This window comes from Borborobacter xinjiangensis (assembly GCF_047739745.1).
Taxonomy (GTDB): Bacteria; Pseudomonadota; Alphaproteobacteria; order Rhizobiales; family Rhizobiaceae; genus Pseudaminobacter.
Window position 1 is genome coordinate 130,765 of the sequence record NZ_JBLLVA010000005.1, and the last position, 16,333, is coordinate 147,097.

At 61.4% G+C, this 16,333-nt stretch carries 13 protein-coding genes and 1 pseudogene; 13 read left to right on the top strand and 1 reads right to left on the bottom strand.

From position 1 onward, the window contains the following. The first annotated feature begins 9 nt into the window (after positions 1-9). The 3 genes from ACLKMW_RS08560 (at position 10) to ACLKMW_RS08570 (ending at position 4,959) form a co-directional block, all read left to right on the top strand. Positions 10-1,188, top strand: coding sequence for an efflux RND transporter periplasmic adaptor subunit (locus ACLKMW_RS08560; protein ID WP_415724007.1), 1,179 nt, complete (start codon positions 10-12; stop codon positions 1,186-1,188). A gap of 121 nt (positions 1,189-1,309) precedes the next feature. Then, entirely contained in the window at positions 1,310-1,918 is a 609-nt protein-coding gene (locus tag ACLKMW_RS08565; RefSeq protein ID WP_415724008.1) for a cytochrome b/b6 domain-containing protein, read from the top strand. A gap of 335 nt (positions 1,919-2,253) precedes the next feature. Beyond that, entirely contained in the window at positions 2,254-4,959 is a 2,706-nt protein-coding gene (locus tag ACLKMW_RS08570; protein WP_415724009.1) for a bifunctional acetate--CoA ligase family protein/GNAT family N-acetyltransferase, read from the top strand. A 921-nt stretch (positions 4,960-5,880) separates the two neighbouring features. On the opposite strand, the pseudogene ACLKMW_RS08575 reads toward ACLKMW_RS08570, so the two are convergent. Next, a pseudogene (locus tag ACLKMW_RS08575) lies at positions 5,881-6,069 on the bottom strand (DUF6088 family protein); the annotation flags it as partial. 350 nt (positions 6,070-6,419) lie between these two features. Between ACLKMW_RS08575 and ACLKMW_RS08580 the strand changes: the two are divergent. From ACLKMW_RS08580 to ACLKMW_RS08625, 10 genes are all read left to right on the top strand, one after another. Continuing rightward, positions 6,420-7,091: a hypothetical protein gene (locus ACLKMW_RS08580; protein WP_415724010.1), complete on the top strand. Its 672-nt coding sequence runs from the start codon at positions 6,420-6,422 to the stop codon at positions 7,089-7,091. Further along, the gene (locus ACLKMW_RS08585) at positions 7,021-8,202 is read left to right on the top strand and encodes an MFS transporter (RefSeq protein WP_415724011.1); all 1,182 of its coding nucleotides are present in this window, start codon (positions 7,021-7,023) and stop codon (positions 8,200-8,202) included. Before ACLKMW_RS08580 ends, ACLKMW_RS08585 begins: the two co-directional genes overlap by 71 nt. A 311-nt stretch (positions 8,203-8,513) precedes the next feature. Continuing rightward, complete coding sequence (locus ACLKMW_RS08590) at positions 8,514-8,843, top strand: SHOCT domain-containing protein (RefSeq protein ID WP_415724013.1); 330 nt, start codon at positions 8,514-8,516, stop codon at positions 8,841-8,843. 378 nt (positions 8,844-9,221) lie between these two features. Continuing rightward, positions 9,222-10,445, top strand: coding sequence for a thiamine pyrophosphate-dependent dehydrogenase E1 component subunit alpha (locus ACLKMW_RS08595; protein ID WP_415724014.1), 1,224 nt, complete (start codon positions 9,222-9,224; stop codon positions 10,443-10,445). 51 nt (positions 10,446-10,496) lie between these two features. Then, positions 10,497-11,468 carry an alpha-ketoacid dehydrogenase subunit beta gene (locus ACLKMW_RS08600; RefSeq protein ID WP_415724015.1) on the top strand — a complete coding sequence of 324 codons (972 nt, stop codon included), beginning with the start codon at positions 10,497-10,499 and terminating at the stop codon, positions 11,466-11,468. 70 nt (positions 11,469-11,538) lie between these two features. After that, the gene (locus tag ACLKMW_RS08605; RefSeq protein WP_415724016.1) at positions 11,539-11,853 is read left to right on the top strand and encodes a type II toxin-antitoxin system MqsA family antitoxin; all 315 of its coding nucleotides are present in this window, start codon (positions 11,539-11,541) and stop codon (positions 11,851-11,853) included. Further along, the gene (locus ACLKMW_RS08610) at positions 11,850-12,407 is read left to right on the top strand and encodes a hypothetical protein (protein WP_415724017.1); all 558 of its coding nucleotides are present in this window, start codon (positions 11,850-11,852) and stop codon (positions 12,405-12,407) included. Before ACLKMW_RS08605 ends, ACLKMW_RS08610 begins: the two co-directional genes overlap by 4 nt. Before the next feature lie 55 nt (positions 12,408-12,462). Beyond that, positions 12,463-13,032, top strand: coding sequence for a hypothetical protein (locus ACLKMW_RS08615; protein WP_415724019.1), 570 nt, complete (start codon positions 12,463-12,465; stop codon positions 13,030-13,032). A 31-nt stretch (positions 13,033-13,063) separates the two neighbouring features. Continuing rightward, positions 13,064-14,518 (top strand): MBOAT family O-acyltransferase, encoded by a 1,455-nt coding sequence (locus tag ACLKMW_RS08620; RefSeq protein ID WP_415724020.1) that lies wholly within the window; start codon positions 13,064-13,066, stop codon positions 14,516-14,518. 7 nt (positions 14,519-14,525) lie between these two features. Continuing rightward, positions 14,526-15,536 (top strand): hypothetical protein, encoded by a 1,011-nt coding sequence (locus ACLKMW_RS08625; protein ID WP_415724021.1) that lies wholly within the window; start codon positions 14,526-14,528, stop codon positions 15,534-15,536. Positions 15,537-16,333: the final 797 nt, after the last annotated feature.

A 16,333-nucleotide genomic window follows, 5' to 3' on the forward strand; every position in this document is an offset into this window, starting at 1 on the left:
AAACGTCGAATGACTTTCATCGTCGGGACGCTGCTGGTGCTGGCGCTTGCGGCGCTCGGCCTCTACTGGCTGCTCATGCCGCAACCGATTCTTGTCGAGACGGCTCGGGTGGTGAACTCGCCATTCCAAGACACGATTGAAGAGGACGGCCGCACGCGTGTACGTGAACGTTACCTGGTATCGGCACCGTTGTCCGGGCGCGTTCAAAGGCTTGCGCTCAAGGCCGGCGATGCCGTGGGGGCGGGGCAGAAGCTGGCTATCGTTACACCGCCTGTTTCGCCTCTGCTTGATCCGCGCGTGCGGCTGGAACTGGAGGCGCAGGTCGGCACCGCCGAGGCGACAGTCGAGGAGGCCAAGTCGCTTCATGAGCAGGCCAAGGTGCTCCTGGCTCAGGCCGGTGCAGATCTGAAGCGAATCAACGAGCTGTCGAAGCGGAACGTGGCGGCGGCGGCGCAATTGGAACGTCAGGAATTCCTGTCCCGCTCGGCAGAACGCCAAGCCTATGCCGCAGAGCGCCGCTGGCATGCGGCGACCCATGTTCTGGAACAGGCCCGCGCCGCCTTGAAAACCGCAAACGATTCCGATCCCACCGAAGTTTTCCCGATATTGTCTCCCATCGACGGCCTCGTTCTGAGGATTATTCAGGAAAGCGAGGGCGTTGTCTTGCAGGGATCGCCATTGTTCGAGTTGGGTGATCCGCGCGATCTTGAAATCGCGGTTGACGTCTTGACGACCGATGCTGCCCGCATCAAGGACGGCGACAAGGTGATCATCGAGCGATGGGGCGGCCCCAGTGATCTGCAAGGGATTGTGCGACGAGTCGAGCCGTCGGGTTTCACCAAAATCTCCGCGCTTGGCGTTGAAGAACAGCGCGTCTGGGTCGTCGTCGACATAAGTTCGCCGCGCGGTACGTGGACCAGCCTGGGAGACGGCTACCGTGTCGAGGTCAAGATCGTTGTTGACCAAGCCGACCAGGCGATCGTCGTGCCGATTGGAGCGCTGTTTCGCCGCGGCGATGCCTGGAACGTCTTTGTGGTTGCGCAAGGGCGCGCGTATGTTCGGAAGCTCGAGGTGGCGCGTCTTTCGGCACGCGTCGCCGCCGTAGCTCAAGGCATACGCCCTGGGGAAACCGTCATCCTCTATCCCCCCGCTGCGCTTGCCGATGGGAACAGGATAAGGCTCCAGTAGAATCGCCGAAGGGCAGCCAAGCGAGACGTGGTGAGCGCGGCCACCCGAATTTGTCCCAGGTCAACGCATGACAGGCCGGGTTGGCCTCTTATGAGTCACTTCCAGCAAGGGAGCGGACAGCATGCGTGCCGGAATTCAAGTTTGGGACCCTTTTGTCAGGATTGCTCACTGGACTGTCGCCCTTGGGTTCGTTGCATATCTCACGGAAGACGTGATGACCGTGCATGTCTGGGCGGGCTATGTCGTCGGCGCGTTGGTCCTCGCCCGCATCGTGTGGGGATTTATCGGGTCCCGCCATGCTCGGTTTTCTGACTTCGCGACCGGTCCGATGACCGCTGCCCGCTACCTCTGGGATCTCATGTGCGCGCGCACCAGACGCTATATCGGGCATAGCCCTGCAGGTGGTGTCATGGTTATCGCGCTTCTTGTGTTCCTGGCCGCGACGGTGGTGACCGGACTCGTCCGTTACGCCGAGGAGGAACGTGCAGGACCGCTGGCGCCGCTTTATGCCCAAACGTCCTCCATGGCGGGAATACAGGCCGTGGATGGCAAAGAGGACCGCGGCGAACGGCACGGGCGCGAGAGTGCCTTGGGCGAGGCTCATGAAGTGATCGCTAACATCACGCTTGGCCTGGTGGTCTTCCACATTGTCGGCGTGCTTCTGGCCAGTTTCGTTCATCATGAGAACCTCGCGAAGGCTATGATCACTGGACGCAAGCGGCCCGACTGAACAGCGAGACGCTTGAGGACGCTTGGACGCGACGCCTGTTTGGAATGAAGGACAGCTCCGCCAAGATTGGTCATCCCAGATGGGCTGGGGCGATGTGCTGCGGCGATGGCGGAGCATCGGCTCACTGCGTCGCGCTGGGCAGCGTACGACAGTGCGTCTTCATCAGGCGGCCATGCAATGAGTTCGGCATTGCCGTGGTATATGCTCGTTCGTATCGTTGCCTGTGTTTGAAGGGTCTTAGCTCATTTATATGGAATCACAAAAGCAGCGTTTAACGCAGGGCCTGGGCCTGGGCACAGAAGCTGCCCGAGGGTTCTCCTCAATGGACATATGCCGTGACCATACGCAATCTGGAACATGCCGTCCGTCCCAGGTCCCTTGCCGTTTTCGGCGCTTCGGACCGCGAGGGCTCGGTCGGCCGCATCGTCATGAAGAATATCGTCGATGGCGGTTATCAGGGCGATATCTGGCCGATCAACCCCAAATACGAGCAGGTGGCGGGCTATCCTTGCTATCATAGCATCGAAGAACTCCCCGGAATTCCGGATCTCGGCGTCATCATGACACCGCCGCGGACGGTGCCGGGCATCATTGCCGCCCTTGCCGCGAGGGGCTGCCGGGCAGCCGTCGTCATCACTGCCGGCCTGACCCGCGAGAACGGTCTGCGCCAGGCGATGCTCGATGCGGCCAAACCCCATCTGTTCCGCATCATCGGTCCCAACACAGTCGGGCTGATGATCCCGCCGGCGAAATTAAATGCGGGCTTTGCGCATATGGCTGCAAAGCCCGGCAACGTGGCGCTGCTGTCGCAGTCGGGCGCGATTGCGACTTCGCTGATCGACTGGGCAGCCGACAATGATGTCGGCTTCTCGCACATCGTCTCGCTTGGCGACATGGCCGATGTCGATGTCGGCGATTGGCTGGACATGCTGGCCGGCGACGGCCGGACGCGTGCTATCGTGATGTATCTCGAAACCATCACCAATCCGCGCAAATTCATGTCGGCGGCGCGCGCGGCTGCCCGTATCAAGCCGGTCATCGCCGTCAAGGCGGGTCGCCACGAGGCTGCGGCCAGAGCCGCCGCGACCCATACCGGCGCGCTCTCCGGCGCCGACCGCGTGGTCGATGCCGCTCTGGCGCGTGCGGGCATATTGCGTGTCGACGGGCTCGCCGAACTGTTCGATGCCGCCGAGATCACGGCGAAATTCCGGCCGCTCGAGCGCGCCAATGTCGGCATCGTCACCAATGGCGGCGGCGCCGGCATCCTCGCGCTGGATCGGCTGGCCGAGGGCGGCGGCAGTCTGGCGGAACTGTCGCCCGCCACGATCGCGCGCCTTGGCAAGGAGTTGCCGCCGACCTGGTCGCAGGCCAATCCGGTCGACATCATCGGCGATGCCCCCGCCGAACGGTACCGGATGGCGGTCGCGTCCGTCGCAGCCGATGTCGATGTCGACACGGTGATGGTGCTGAATTGCCCGACCGGACTCGCTTCGCCAGCAGAGGCGGCCAAGGCCGTTGCCGCCCTTGCTGAGGGCGGGCGCCTGGCCGGCAAGCCGCTGCTCACCTGCTGGCTTGGAGAGCATACCGCAGGTCACGCACGCCATATCCTCCAGGGTTCGGGAATACCGAGCTTCGAGACACCCGCGCAGGCGGCGCGCGCCGTGTGTTACCTTGCCGACTGGTCACGCGCGCAGGTTTCGCTGATGCGGGTCCCGTCCAGCCGCAGCGAGGACGTTGATGGCGATCGCGATGCGGCGCTTGCCATCTTTCGCAAGGCGGCGGCGGAGGCTCGGCGCATGCTGACCGAGCCGGAGGCCAAGGCCGTGCTCGCCGCCTATGGCATAGCGATTCCGCAGACCATCATTGCAAGGTCACCGGCGCAGGCAAGGCGGGCAGCGGCGAAATTGCTGGAAACAGATGGGAAGGTGGTGGTGAAGCTGCTCTCCAAGGCGATCTCGCATAAATCCGACGTCGGCGGGGTGGTCCTCGACATCGAGACTGCGGAACGGGCCGAGGAAGCGGCGCGCTCCATCAGGGACAGGGTCCGCACGCTGATGCCGAAAGCGGACATCGAAGGTTACGCCGTGCAGCCCATGGTGGTGCGCAAGCAGGCGCAGGAACTGATCCTCGGCATGAGCCGCGACCCGATCTTCGGCCCGGTCATCCTGTTCGGCGCTGGCGGCGTGGCTGTTGAGGTCATGAATGACACCGCGGTCGCGCTGCCTCCGCTCGATGACGTGCTGGCCGGCGACCTCATCAAGCGCACTCGCATCGGGCAACTGCTTGCCGGTTTTCGCGACCGGCCGCCGGCCGATCGTGAGGCGATTGCAGCGGCGCTCAATGGACTTTCGCAGATGATCGTCGATTTCCCCTGCATCGTGTCGGTGGACATCAATCCGCTGCTCGCCGATGCCGATGGTGCCATCGCGCTCGATGCGCGCATCGAGATCGACCCGTTGACCGTCGAGGAGGAAGGGCCCAATCCGGCTCTGGCGATCCGCCCCTATCCGGCAGGTTGGGACAGGGAATTCATCGGCGGCGGTGCCGGCTATCGCATCCGCCCGATCAAGCCGGTCGACATCGAGCTTTATCCCGATTTCCTGGCGAAGGTCTCGCCCGACGACATCCGGCTGCGCTTCCTTGCACCACGAAAGAGCTTCCCCGACGAGATGCTCAAGCGCCTCACCCAGCTCGACTATGACCGTGACATCGCGTTCGTGGCGCTGGAGGAGGCAACCGACGCGCTTGCCGGGGTAGGGCGCCTGTCCTGCGACCCCGACCGGGAGAGGGGCGAATATGCATTGCTCGTCCGCACCGATCTGCAGGGCCATGGAATCGGCTGGCGGCTTCTCGAGCAGATCGTGGCCTATGCGAGGGCCGAGGGGATCGGCCGGGTCGAAGGCATCGTGCTGGAGGAGAACACAGGAATGCTGCGCATGTGCCGCGAGTTCGGTTTCTCGATGGCCCACCAGCCTGACCAGCCGGGCCTGAAGTGCGTCGTGCTCGAGTTGGGGCGAAGACCCAAGGGGACCGCTGGGTGACGCAGGCGACGCGCTGCAGAGGGTTGGAACATCACCATCGAGCAGGTTCGTGCTGGAGACTTCGGTTAAGTCGCTGGAAACATCCGAAACGTGAAAGTTGCAGCTTCTGTCGAGGTAGCTCATCCGACACACGAAGTCTGCTCACCGTGACGTCAAATGCGAATAAGGCCCGAATGACGCGATGTTCGGGCCTTCTTCGCGAGAGACATGACGCACTGGAATAGCAGCGAAATTTGAGTTCGCAGCCGGCGTGGCGCGTTGCCGACGTGATCAGATTTTACTTATCAGGTGAGCAAGCGCCACACGGGTATGCAGGCCCATCACTTGATGAGGTTGCCGCCGATTGTCCTCCCAGAAATATCTGTAACGACCGTCGCGGAAGGAACCAGAGTGGATGTCCTGATTGAAGATGTTTACTGGTCATCCAGGTACGATAACAAAGCGTCGCCCCTGAGGCGCATACAAGCTGACAGACATCGCTCCAATTAATGTTCTCTGGACGGCTTAACACCGCTTTAAAGTGGGACAGGGAATTGACTGCTATGTCCGGCCCATCCTTTTTAACTCTGTCCAATTCCCTCTGGGTGCATAGACGCCTATCCGAAGGCATCCCGCCGATCCTTGAGGGAGTGCTGAAAAAATGCCTTAGGCACCGCGTTCCGCCTCATCCACGGCCTTGATCAGCCATTCCGGAAATCTCGATTTTACCCGCTCGATCTTGGCCCATTCCGTTTGCCCAAGTTCACGGCGGATTTTCACCGCATTTTCCTTGGCTCCTCTCTTGCCCATGTAGGCAAAGGCCCGGACTGCTTCTCCTGCGGGCTGGTTAGGTAGAACGGTCTGCCACTCCGACACCTGCCGCACTTCGACCGGATTGGCTCCCAGGTCGAGGCGCCCGGGTTGACCAGATGTCAGATATACTTAGCGGATCGGCTGCTGCGTCGTCAGCCCGAAACGGTTCGCGGCCACGGCTCCGTGCGGCACGACCCGCTTCCTTTTGGCCTTGGCATAAGCACGAAAAACCTTCTCCGGCGACGGCGGATATGATCCGAATTTGCCGCGCACTGGCACCACGTACATTCCCCGAGAAATCCGCATGATTTCGCTGGCCTTCGCAAGGCGCTACAAAGTCTGGTCGATCACGCCACGAGCGGCAATCCGTTCGAGAGGTCGAGCGCTGATAATGGTTCCTTCCTTCTTGCCTTTTAGCGCGTGGCGTACTTTCTCGATGATCGTCATCGCCCCCTCCTGTCAGAAACGCGTGTCGATGTTTCCGACAAAACTTAATAATTCTTTTAATGATTCCAGAAACTTGATTGCCAGCGGCAAGACGAGTCAACCACGTTACGGTTCCGATATGGTCATAGGTATCCGCTTCTGTGATCGGTTCAGGCGATCGAGTATGTTGGAACTTTGATCGGCTTGATCGGCGCTCCACATAAGTCATGCGGAGAATCCCTATGAACGACAGTGTGAATCAGCATCGAACATTTGAGATTTTGACGGCCGAGCCCGTGCGGTCGCGCCGCAAACCGCGCCGTCGGTCCGCAGAAGAGAAGGCGCGGCTTGCGTCCCACCTGAGTGGATTTGGCTACAGGGCCGCTGCTGCAGTCGTCAATTCGGTGGGCGAAGTCCCGTCCTGCCTGGAGACGGCCGGGGCCACGCTTATACGCTTCTTCTACGCCATCGACCCGCACCTTCAAATCGACCATTTCTCGGCAGGTGACACGCTCGCCGAATTAGCGGGCGCCGAACACCTTCTGTTCGCCGAAGTGGACGCGAAGTTCCCGTTCTGCGGCTTTGACTGCGACAAGGAGCTGGAACTCGGGAAGGTGCCAGACCACTCGCATGAATACGTTTTCCTTGTCGTCACTGACCGCACACCGTCTTTGGCACCCTGGTTTGTGCTGACAAAACATGCACCGGTCGTCTGCGATCCTGGCCTCACTGAGATCGCGGACGAGGACTCTTGCGTGGTTGCAAAGGTTGCAGACTACGGCCGCGATGGGTGGGAGCATCCGGCTTGGCCTGAGGGAGAACTGGCGCCAATTCTCCCTGCTGATGCTAATCAACGCGTTCGTCGGCGGGATGGTGGGCATCGAGCGCACGGTGGTGCCCCTGATCGGCACTGAGGAGTTCGGCATCGCCTCCACGACGCTGGTGGTGTCTTTCATCGTCAGCTTCGGCGTGGTCAAGGCCTGCGCCAACCTCGTCTCAGGCAAGCTGGCCGACCTCTGGGGCAGGAAGCGCGTGCTGGTGCTTGGCTGGCTCTTCGGTCTGCCCGTGCCGTTCATGATTCTGTGGGCTCCCTCCTGGACCTGGATCGTCGTGGCCAACGCGCTGCTTGGCATCAGCCAGGGGCTCGCTTGGTCGATGACCGTGATCATGAAGGTCGATCTTGTCGGGCCCAGGGGGCGCGGGATGGCGGTGGGGCTGAACGAATTCGCCGGCTATCTGGCTGTCGGCGTCACAGCGTTCCTGACCGGGTATCTGGCCGCGCAGTATGGCCTGCGCCCTGTCCCGCTGTGGCTGGGCGTCGGCTATGCCGTTCTGGGCACGGTGCTGTCGGCGTTGCTCGTGCGAGATACGCGCGAGCACGTCCGGCTTGAAGCGGCAAGCCATGAGCAGGAAGCCGAACCGCTGACCTTCCGCGAAGTGTTCGCGCTGGCCTCCTTCCGCGACAGCAACCTGTTTGCAGCCTCGCAGGCGGGATTGGTCAACAACCTCAACGACGGCATGAGCTGGGGTATATTTCCGCTCTTTTTCGCCGCCAATGGGCTGGGAGTTGAGCGGATCGGCGTTCTGAAGGCCGTCTATCCCGCGGTCTGGGGAATGCTCCAGGTCTTCACGGGCCCGCTCAGCGACCGCTGGGGGCGAAAGGGGCTGATCGTCGCCGGAATGTGGATCCAGGCGGGGGCGCTGCTGCTGACGGCATTCACTCGAGACTTCGGATGGTGGCTGACGGCGAGCCTGTTGCTGGGCCTGGGCACGGCGATGGTATATCCGAGCCTGATCGCCGCCGTCTCGGACGCTTCGCATCCCTCCTGGCGCGCGCGTTCGCTGAGCGTCTATCGGTTTTGGCGCGACCTTGGTTACGCGATCGGTGCCCTTTCAGCGGGTCTTATCGCCGACTCTTTTGGCCTCGCCTCGGCGATAGGTGCGATCGGGGCGCTGACGTTCCTGTCCGGATGCGTCGTGGCGCTGCTGATGCATCAGAGAGCCAGAGGGGCCGCTGAGAAGTGACGCAACTAAGACGAGGTCCGTGCCGAACGAGGCGCCACCATCCTGGCCCGCAATCGTTACCCTTCGCCATGGGCATTCGCGATAACGAAGCTGCTGAGAGCCAGGCGTGGGAGTAAGGCATCGTCGCCTACGCCGCCGGGTCGTCCCTCCCGTTGCTGGTCGCAAATGAGCTTTTCGCGCGCCGTTGGCTTCTGATCAGCTAAGCTTCACCAATTGCCGAGGAATTGACCGAAATCAAGGCACTCTCCCCGCCGGTTAGCCAGCATGCTGCCACGGCAACAAGCGGATGGAGAAAGGCCATGAGGCCGAACGTGACAGCGAAGCTCACCCGGACCTTCGGCTTTGCCGCCCTAGCGGCGCTGACATATGCCGCCCCGGCGCTCGCGCAGCAGACGGAGCGCTACTACTATGGGCCGCACATGTGGGGCTGGGGGTGGTTCTTCGGTCCTGTCGCAATGATCGGGACGCTCGTCCTCGTCCTCGTAGTGGCCGCGATGGCCGCGCGATGGATGGGCGACCGGAGCGGCGCCGGGCGGACCGCTCCGGACAAGACTGCTCAGGACATCCTTGCCGAGCGCTTCGCCCGTGGGGAGATAGACAAGGACGAGTTCGAGGAGCGGCGGAAGCTCCTCGGGGCCTGAAGGCTGGCAGTCGCTCCGCGGGGGTGGAGCTGATTCTTGGTGGAGTGTTGGATCCAGCGTTCTTATCGCACTTGGAAGCGCCAGCCGACTTTAAGTCAGCCTTTGGCGAACGCGCCGCATCGAGGGCGCGTGCAACAAATTCCCTACCCAAGGGCAGCCAGTCGGTACCACGTGAAGGTTGGCCGATGATTGTTGTGGAATCTATCGAAATGTTTTCTCAGTCCCAGAGATCATGCCGTTATTGGCTGGATCAGTGTGCCCCTTTGTTGAGCGATTTGACCAAAATCAATGAGAAATCGGTGCAACAGGTGGATCATCTCACAAACCCGTTCTGGCTAGCCTATGGCGTGGCCAGAACGCCTCACGGGAGAAACCGTCATGCTCTACAATAAAATCCATGGGCAGGACCGGGCGGTGGAGAGCACAGGAACTGCACTCGACACCTCGCGTCGGGGTTTCCTGAAGATTGTCGCACTGGCCGGTGCGGCCGTTTCCTTCGGCGGCGGCGTTGCTCGTGCCAAGGGCGAGATCGGCTTCTGGGCCAAGGATCTCACGGATCAGCAGCTCATCGATATGTACACGACGGTCCTGCGCATCCGGTGGCACGAACGCACAATGGCCGACAAGATGCTGACGGACCCAAATTACCGCGGCTACAATCACTTCTACGCCGGCCAGGAGGCAGTCGCCACGGGCATCTGCGCGACCCTGCGAAATCAGGGCGGCGTAATAAAGGCGGACTTGATCTACTCCACCCATCGCCCCGCTGGCCATGCGCTTGCCAAGGGCATCGACCTGAAGAAGATGGTTGCGGAGATGGATTTCCGCGCCACTGGGCTTAACAACGGCTACGCGGCGGAAATGCATATCTCCGACCCCGAAGTCGGCTTCATGGGTGCCGACGGCATGATCGGTCCAGGGCCGGTCATCGCCACAGGGTCGGCCTTTGCCATCAAGGCGCGCGGGTCCGACCAGGTCGTCGTGAACTTCGGCGGCGACGGAACATACGCGACGCCGCATTTCCATTCGGCGCTGAACAACGCCGCCCTGTTGAAGCTGCCCTTCATCTACGTGATCGAGAACAATCTCTATCACCAGTATGCGCACTACTCCTATTCGTGCCCGATGAAGGATATCGCGGACGCTGCGCAGACCTATCGCATTCCTGGCGTCGTGGTGGATGGACAGGACGTGATCCAAGTCTACAACGCGGCGAAGACAGCGGTTGATCGTGCTCGTGCTGGGGAGGGGCCGACGCTGATCGAAGCCAAGACCTACCGCTACTACAACCATTGGGGCGCGCCAGGGGCCAAGCCCGGCGAACTTGGCGCCTTCGGCTACGATCCGCTTGCCATTTCTTCTTTCCGGCCGGAACGCGAAGTGCGCGCCTGGATGCAGCGCGACCCAGTGGATATCGCTCGCGACATCCTTATTGACTGGAAGGTGGTGGATGCGGCCAAGGCTAGCGAGATCGAGGCTTCGGTCAAGCAGGAGGTGGCCGACGCCTTCGCTTGGGCGGCTGCGCAACCATTGTGCAACCCGGAAGACGGGCTGAAACACGTCTTCGTTGAAGGGACCGTAGAGGCACGCCAGTTCGGCTAGCTGGCTGGCGCTCGCACCTCTCTTCCCCAACGGTTCGAAAGGTTACGAGAAATGGCACGCAAGAGTTGGATGTATTCGGTCCTCGAGGCCGTTCAGTATGAGATGCGCGAAGACCCGAATATGGTCTGGATTTTCGAACTCACACCGCCGGTCGCCTCCAATCCGGGCAAGCCGGTCATCAACCTGGAAAAGGAATTCGGCCGCAGCCGGGTGGTCAACACCGGCATCGACGAGAACTGGATGGTTTCCGCTACCCTCGGTGCCGGGCTCGCCGGATCGAGAGCCGCGACCTACGTTCCCTATCAGGGCGCCTGCATGCCCTTCCAGGTAATCCAGAATCATGCTGGCAAACTCAGAAGCATGACCGGCGGCAGGGCCTCGATGCCCGTGGTTTTCGTCATGGAGATGACGGGTCAAACACCAGGCTTTGCCGGTCAGCATTCCGACTACGAGATCGACACCTATTATGCCCACATACCGGGCGTTAAGACGGTCATTCCCTCCACGCCTTCCGATGCCAAGGGCATGATGGTGTCAGCGCTCAGGGACCCCAATCCGGTCGTCTATCTCTATCCGGCCGGTCTGCGCGAATTGATCGAGGAGGTGCCCGACGAGCAGTATGAGGTGCCGCTCGACAAGGCGGTGGTCAGGCAGGAAGGCAGTGACCTCACCATCGTCGGCTCCGGCGCGAGCATGCCGGAGGTGATGAAGGCGGCGGCGGCGCTCCAAGAGCAGGGAATGAACGTCGAAGCAATCGACCTGCGCAGCCTCAAACCGATGGATACCGAGACGCTGGTCAATTCAGTGCAGAAGACGAAGCGGCTGCTTACCGTCGACCAGTCCTACTACACGTTGTGCCCCGGGGCGGAAGTGATCGCGCGGGTGGCGGAGAATGTCGACGGCGCACGTTACCGGCGCGTCGCCTTCCCGGATGCGCCGCCGCCCGCGTCGCCGGAGATGTTCGTCTGGATGCGGCCGAATGCCGATCATATCGTCGGCGCAGCACGCAAGCTGATCGGCTGACCATCCTCCTTTTGGCCGATCAGACCGGAACCGGGTCTTCAATCCCGGTTCCGGGCAGGGGAACTTTGCGATGCCCATTGAAACAGCATCGGATGAAAACCCGGATGTGCAGCCTCGATGCCCGCAATGCGAGAGCACACGGCTTCGCCGACATCTGGTGAAATCGGCCTTGTGGCACGGCGAGCGGCTGGTGCTCGTCAAGGACATCCCTGCGATCGTCTGCGAGGCCTGCGGCGAACGCTTCTATGACGACACCACGGCGACTATTCTGGACTTGATGCAGGGGAGCGGCTTTCCTGCCGACAGGGCGACGGAACATTTGTCCGTACCGGTTTTTTCCTTTTCGCAACGCATTCCGAGCGGGCTTGCGGAGGATCAGGAATGAAGCCCCGCGTGCCAAAGGCTTTCCTGCTCGGAAGCATGATCACGATGTTTGCAGGCACGCTGCTGGCGCAGCCGGAATTCGATTTCATGCCGGAAGGCGGACGCCAGACGCTGCTGCGCCTTGCCAGCACGCATACGTTCGATCTGAAGGCGGCGATTGCCCGCAAGGCAACCGAAGCCGAGTGGACGGCGGAAATCACAGCCGAGGCCCCCGTTCTTCCGCAAGAAGAAGTCGAAACGCTCGCTTCCTATCTCGCGGTCAACATGCCGGTGACGGGTGATGCCGCCCGGGAAGCAACGACAATGGAGGAACTAGCGCAGGCATTGCCGCCTGATGGCAAGGAACTGGCGATCGCCAATTGCCAGTTTTGCCACGGTTTCTTCACCGGCTATCTGGCGCATGACCGGGATGCGGAAGGGTGGCGTAGCGTCTTCAAGTCTCCGTTCCACCGGGAATTGCCGATGACCCCCAGCGAACGTGAGACCTTCGCCCGCTATTCGGCAATCAACATGCCGATTCCCTACGAAAAAGTGCCGGAGGAGCTGCGCTTTTGAAGAGATCCGCCGGGTTTGGGCTCGACCGCCCCGGCCAACGACAAGGATCATGACAATGTCGGTGTTCAGGACGGTTTCCTTAGGGCTTGCCCTGATGCTTTCGGTCGGCGCGCCGCTGCTGGTGAGCGCGCAGGAAGACGACCTGTTCTCCTTCATTCCTCCGGGCGGCCGCACGCTGCTCGGCGAGCTCATCGGTGGCGGGAAGGTCTCAGCCGATCAGATCCTTTCCTCCCGCCGCAGCCAGGGCGAGTGGCTGTCCTATGTGGAAGGGCTGGGAGCGGGGCTTGATCCGACCCAGCAGGAAACGCTTGCCGCCTACTTGGCTGCAACCATGCCCGCCAGCGAAACCGATGGGACGCTGATCGACACGAACGGGGTGGCGCTCCCCCGCGACGGGCGCGACCTGGCGCTGGAATATTGCCAGTCCTGCCACATCATAACGGTGGTGGTGACTCAGGATCGCACCCGCGAAGCCTGGCTCGGCACCATGAACAAGCCCAGCCATGTCGAGATCGATACCACGCAGGCCGAGCGCGAGGCGCTTGCCGACTATCTGGTGAAAAACGGCGGCATCCCGATCGACGACGTGCCGGAGGAACTACGCGCCGGCGGCGCCACCTATTGAGCGGGGAGCGGGCTCGACAGGAAGGAGTGCCATGCTGTTCACCTCGCTCTCCTTCTTCCTCTTCCTTGCCGCCACCCTTACGGGCTTTGCCATGCTTCCCGGCCGCTGGCGCACCCTGGGGCTGCTTGCGGCAAGCCTTGTCTTCTATGCCAGCTTCGGCGTGGCGAACCTTGCCTTCCTGATTGCAATTGCCCTCGCGGCTTGGCTCGCCGGCCTGGGGATCGCAACTGCGGCGACGGCCCTCATGCGCGGGGCGTCACTAGCCTTCGGGCTCGTCGCCGTCCTCGGTTCGCTTTTTGCGTTGAAGTTCCACGACTTCCTGGCGGGAGAACTGGAACGCGCCGTTGGCGGCGGCTTTGACCTGCCACGTCTCGGCCTTACGGTGCCGGTTGGCTTTTCCTTCTACGCGTTCATGGCGGCAGCCTATGTGATCGACGTTTATCGCGGTACCTGCGAAGGGGAGCGGAACTTCGGTCGGCTCGCTCTCTATGTCTCCTGGTTTCCAAAGATTCTGGCCGGGCCGATCGAGCGTGCGCCAGCCTTCCTCCCGCAGGTTCCAAGCAAATTGCGATGGGACGGTGTGCTTGCCGCAAGCGGGCTTCAGCTCATCTTGTGGGGCTTCTTCAAGAAAGTGGTGATCGCCGACAATCTCGCTCCCGTCGTCGATAGTGCGTTCCGTATCGCGCCCTATGCCTCGCCGATGGAGCTTCTGATCGCCGTCTATTTTTTTGCCTTTCAGATTTATTGCGACTTTTCCGGCTATTCCGATATCGCCATCGGCCTGTCGCTGCTTTTCGGCATCCGGCTGATGGAGAATTTCCGCCGACCCTATCTCTCCGTGACGACGGCAGAATTCTGGTCTTCCCGCTGGCACATCTCGCTTGGCCGCTGGTTTCGCGACTATCTCTACTTCCCTCTGGGCGGCAGCCGGGCAGGGACCCTGCGGCGATACCTCAACCTGATGGCCGTATTCGTCGTCAGCGGCCTCTGGCATGCCGGCCTGGGCTATGGCATCGGCTGGACGTTCCTGGCCTGGGGGGCGCTCAACGGCTTCTATCAATGGGTGGCGCTGGCAACCCATCCCTTCTGGCAGCGCATGGGCGCGGCACTTCCCATTGCTGCCACAAGCCAGCTCTGGCGTGTCTTGCGCATCCTGTTCACCTTCCATCTCATCCTCATAAGCTGGGTCTTCTTTCGCGCCGACTCGATGGCCCAGGCGCTGACGGTGCTGCAGCGCATCTGGAACGCGCTGCCGGGCCTGCCGGCGCTGGCCATGCACTATCCGTTCGCGGCCGACCATGCGCTTGGGGCTGCCCTCATCCTGCTCCTGCTCGCAGTCGAAATCCTCGATGAGAGGCGGCCGCTTCGGGACCGTCTCGCTGCCGTCCCTACGGTGTTCCGCTGGAGCGCATGGTATGCCGGGATTGCCGGCCTTCTCATTCTCGGGCGGTGGCAGTCCGAGCAGTTCATCTACATGCAGTTCTGAGGCGGCGATGGAACGGACGATCCCGATCAGGACAGGTATCCACCTCGGATCGGCTATGCGCTTCACGGTGATCGGGCTTGCCCTTTACGTGCTGCTTTTCGCCGGAGCCGAATGGCTTGTCCACCGCAACGGCCACATGAACCCCGTCTTCAAGATCGACGCTGCAACCCATCATGATTTCGACTGGGTGATCCTCGGCGCCTCCCATGCCATGCCGCTTGATTTCGACGGGTTCAACATGATGATGGAGCAGGAAAGCGGTACAAGAATCCTTAATCTGGCTGGCCCCGGCACTGGTCCGCTCCACCAGCGCTTCGTCCTCGAATACTTCCTTCGCGAGCATCGCACCCGCAACATCCTCTATGTCGCCGATGGTTTTGCCTTCCAGTCCCCAGTGTGGAACGAGGAGCGCATCGCCGATCCCAAACTGCTTGGCTGGATGCCGTTCCACCCGGCCCTGATCGGGCTTCTATGGACCTATGTCCGGCATGAAGGCATCGATCCGCGCGCGCCTGCCGATTACGCGACCGGCTTTTCCAAGATCAACAACCGGGACCGTTTCCGTCTGGACACCTGGGAAGGCGAAGCGTCCTTCCACCACGTGTTCAGACCTTCGGCATTGGCCGAAAAGAAGCGGGTTGAGTATCTCTATCACGATGTCCCGGATGGGGCCGGGCAGCAGGCGCGTTACCTGGAGGTCTTGGGCCGCCTGCTCGATCTTGCTCAAGCGCATGGGACGATGGTTACGATTACCAAGTTTCCGCTCCCCTCGCGGTTCCAGACACTGCTCAAGGGCGAAGCCGAGTTCGATGCTGCACTGCGAACGCTCGCCGCCAGTCACCGCGCAGATTTTACTGACCTTTCGGATGCGATCGCCGAGCCACGTTTCTACGCCGATACGGATCATCTGAACCGCGCGGGTGTCACCGAGCTTTTTAGCCGGCACCTGAAGAATGTCCTGGCCCCTCCACAGCGTGGTGCGAGCCCGCCGGCCCACGGGCGGCCGTCCACGGAATGAGGATCTGGTTGGCCGTCACCGCACCATTCCGCATTCAGCGCCAAAAATCGCGAGCTCGGCCAAGAGGTTGTATCCATGCACTAACCACGGCTAGTCCGGCACACCCGCGGCAGTGAAACGACGGGCTTGCATAGCTCGGTGGTTTTCGGCCGACACCTGAACCCTACTTGGCGGCGAGGCGTTACAGGCCCGAAAGGCAGTGCTTGATGGAGATCAATTACGGCCCAAACGAGTTACCTTAGTGATTTAAGCTTCGGGCGGAGCACAGCAAGTGGATGACGTGTACTATGAAGGAACAGCGAAAGCCCAAGGATCGGTTCCATCAGGGAGAGCATCGAATTGAAGCAGATACGCAGCCAGACTTTCGTGTGAGATATTCCCAGGGCGTAGGCTGGATGGTCGAGATCGTGTCCAGAGGTGCTTATGAGTGGACACAAAAGAGGACGGATCCATTTCTGTTCGAGAACACTGGCCGCTATATTCGAACCGATCTGGCTGGCGTGAATCTCCTGGTCCATAACGCGCGCACTGAGGGCCTGAAAACGGAATATATTGGCCCGGAGCGGCTAGTCATATTTTGACGCAAAGCGGCAACTGAGGGTTGGTGGCGTTTGCTACCTAATGCGGCATCGTTCCTCCCCCTTGACTGTTCCCGGCCCTTGATCAGAGGCATTCCTTGTAGGAGAAGCGGTCTATGTGCGACGCCTGCGGATCGAGGACGCAAATGCAGGCTAGAACGCACCGGCTCGGCGGTGGAACGAGATCAGTTGGTGCGGCAGCAAAATGGCAGAGCGTGG

Coding starts and splice junctions, on each gene's coding strand:
- ACLKMW_RS08560 (WP_415724007.1), top strand. CDS start 10: ATGACTTTCATCGTCGGGACGCTGCTGGTGCTGGCGCTTGCGGCGCTC.
- ACLKMW_RS08565 (WP_415724008.1), top strand. CDS start 1,310: ATGCGTGCCGGAATTCAAGTTTGGGACCCTTTTGTCAGGATTGCTCAC.
- ACLKMW_RS08580 (WP_415724010.1), top strand. CDS start 6,420: ATGAACGACAGTGTGAATCAGCATCGAACATTTGAGATTTTGACGGCC.
- ACLKMW_RS08585 (WP_415724011.1), top strand. CDS start 7,021: ATGCTAATCAACGCGTTCGTCGGCGGGATGGTGGGCATCGAGCGCACG.
- ACLKMW_RS08595 (WP_415724014.1), top strand. CDS start 9,222: ATGCTCTACAATAAAATCCATGGGCAGGACCGGGCGGTGGAGAGCACA.
- ACLKMW_RS08600 (WP_415724015.1), top strand. CDS start 10,497: ATGGCACGCAAGAGTTGGATGTATTCGGTCCTCGAGGCCGTTCAGTAT.
- ACLKMW_RS08605 (WP_415724016.1), top strand. CDS start 11,539: ATGCCCATTGAAACAGCATCGGATGAAAACCCGGATGTGCAGCCTCGA.
- ACLKMW_RS08610 (WP_415724017.1), top strand. CDS start 11,850: ATGAAGCCCCGCGTGCCAAAGGCTTTCCTGCTCGGAAGCATGATCACG.
- ACLKMW_RS08615 (WP_415724019.1), top strand. CDS start 12,463: ATGTCGGTGTTCAGGACGGTTTCCTTAGGGCTTGCCCTGATGCTTTCG.
- ACLKMW_RS08620 (WP_415724020.1), top strand. CDS start 13,064: ATGCTGTTCACCTCGCTCTCCTTCTTCCTCTTCCTTGCCGCCACCCTT.
- ACLKMW_RS08625 (WP_415724021.1), top strand. CDS start 14,526: ATGGAACGGACGATCCCGATCAGGACAGGTATCCACCTCGGATCGGCT.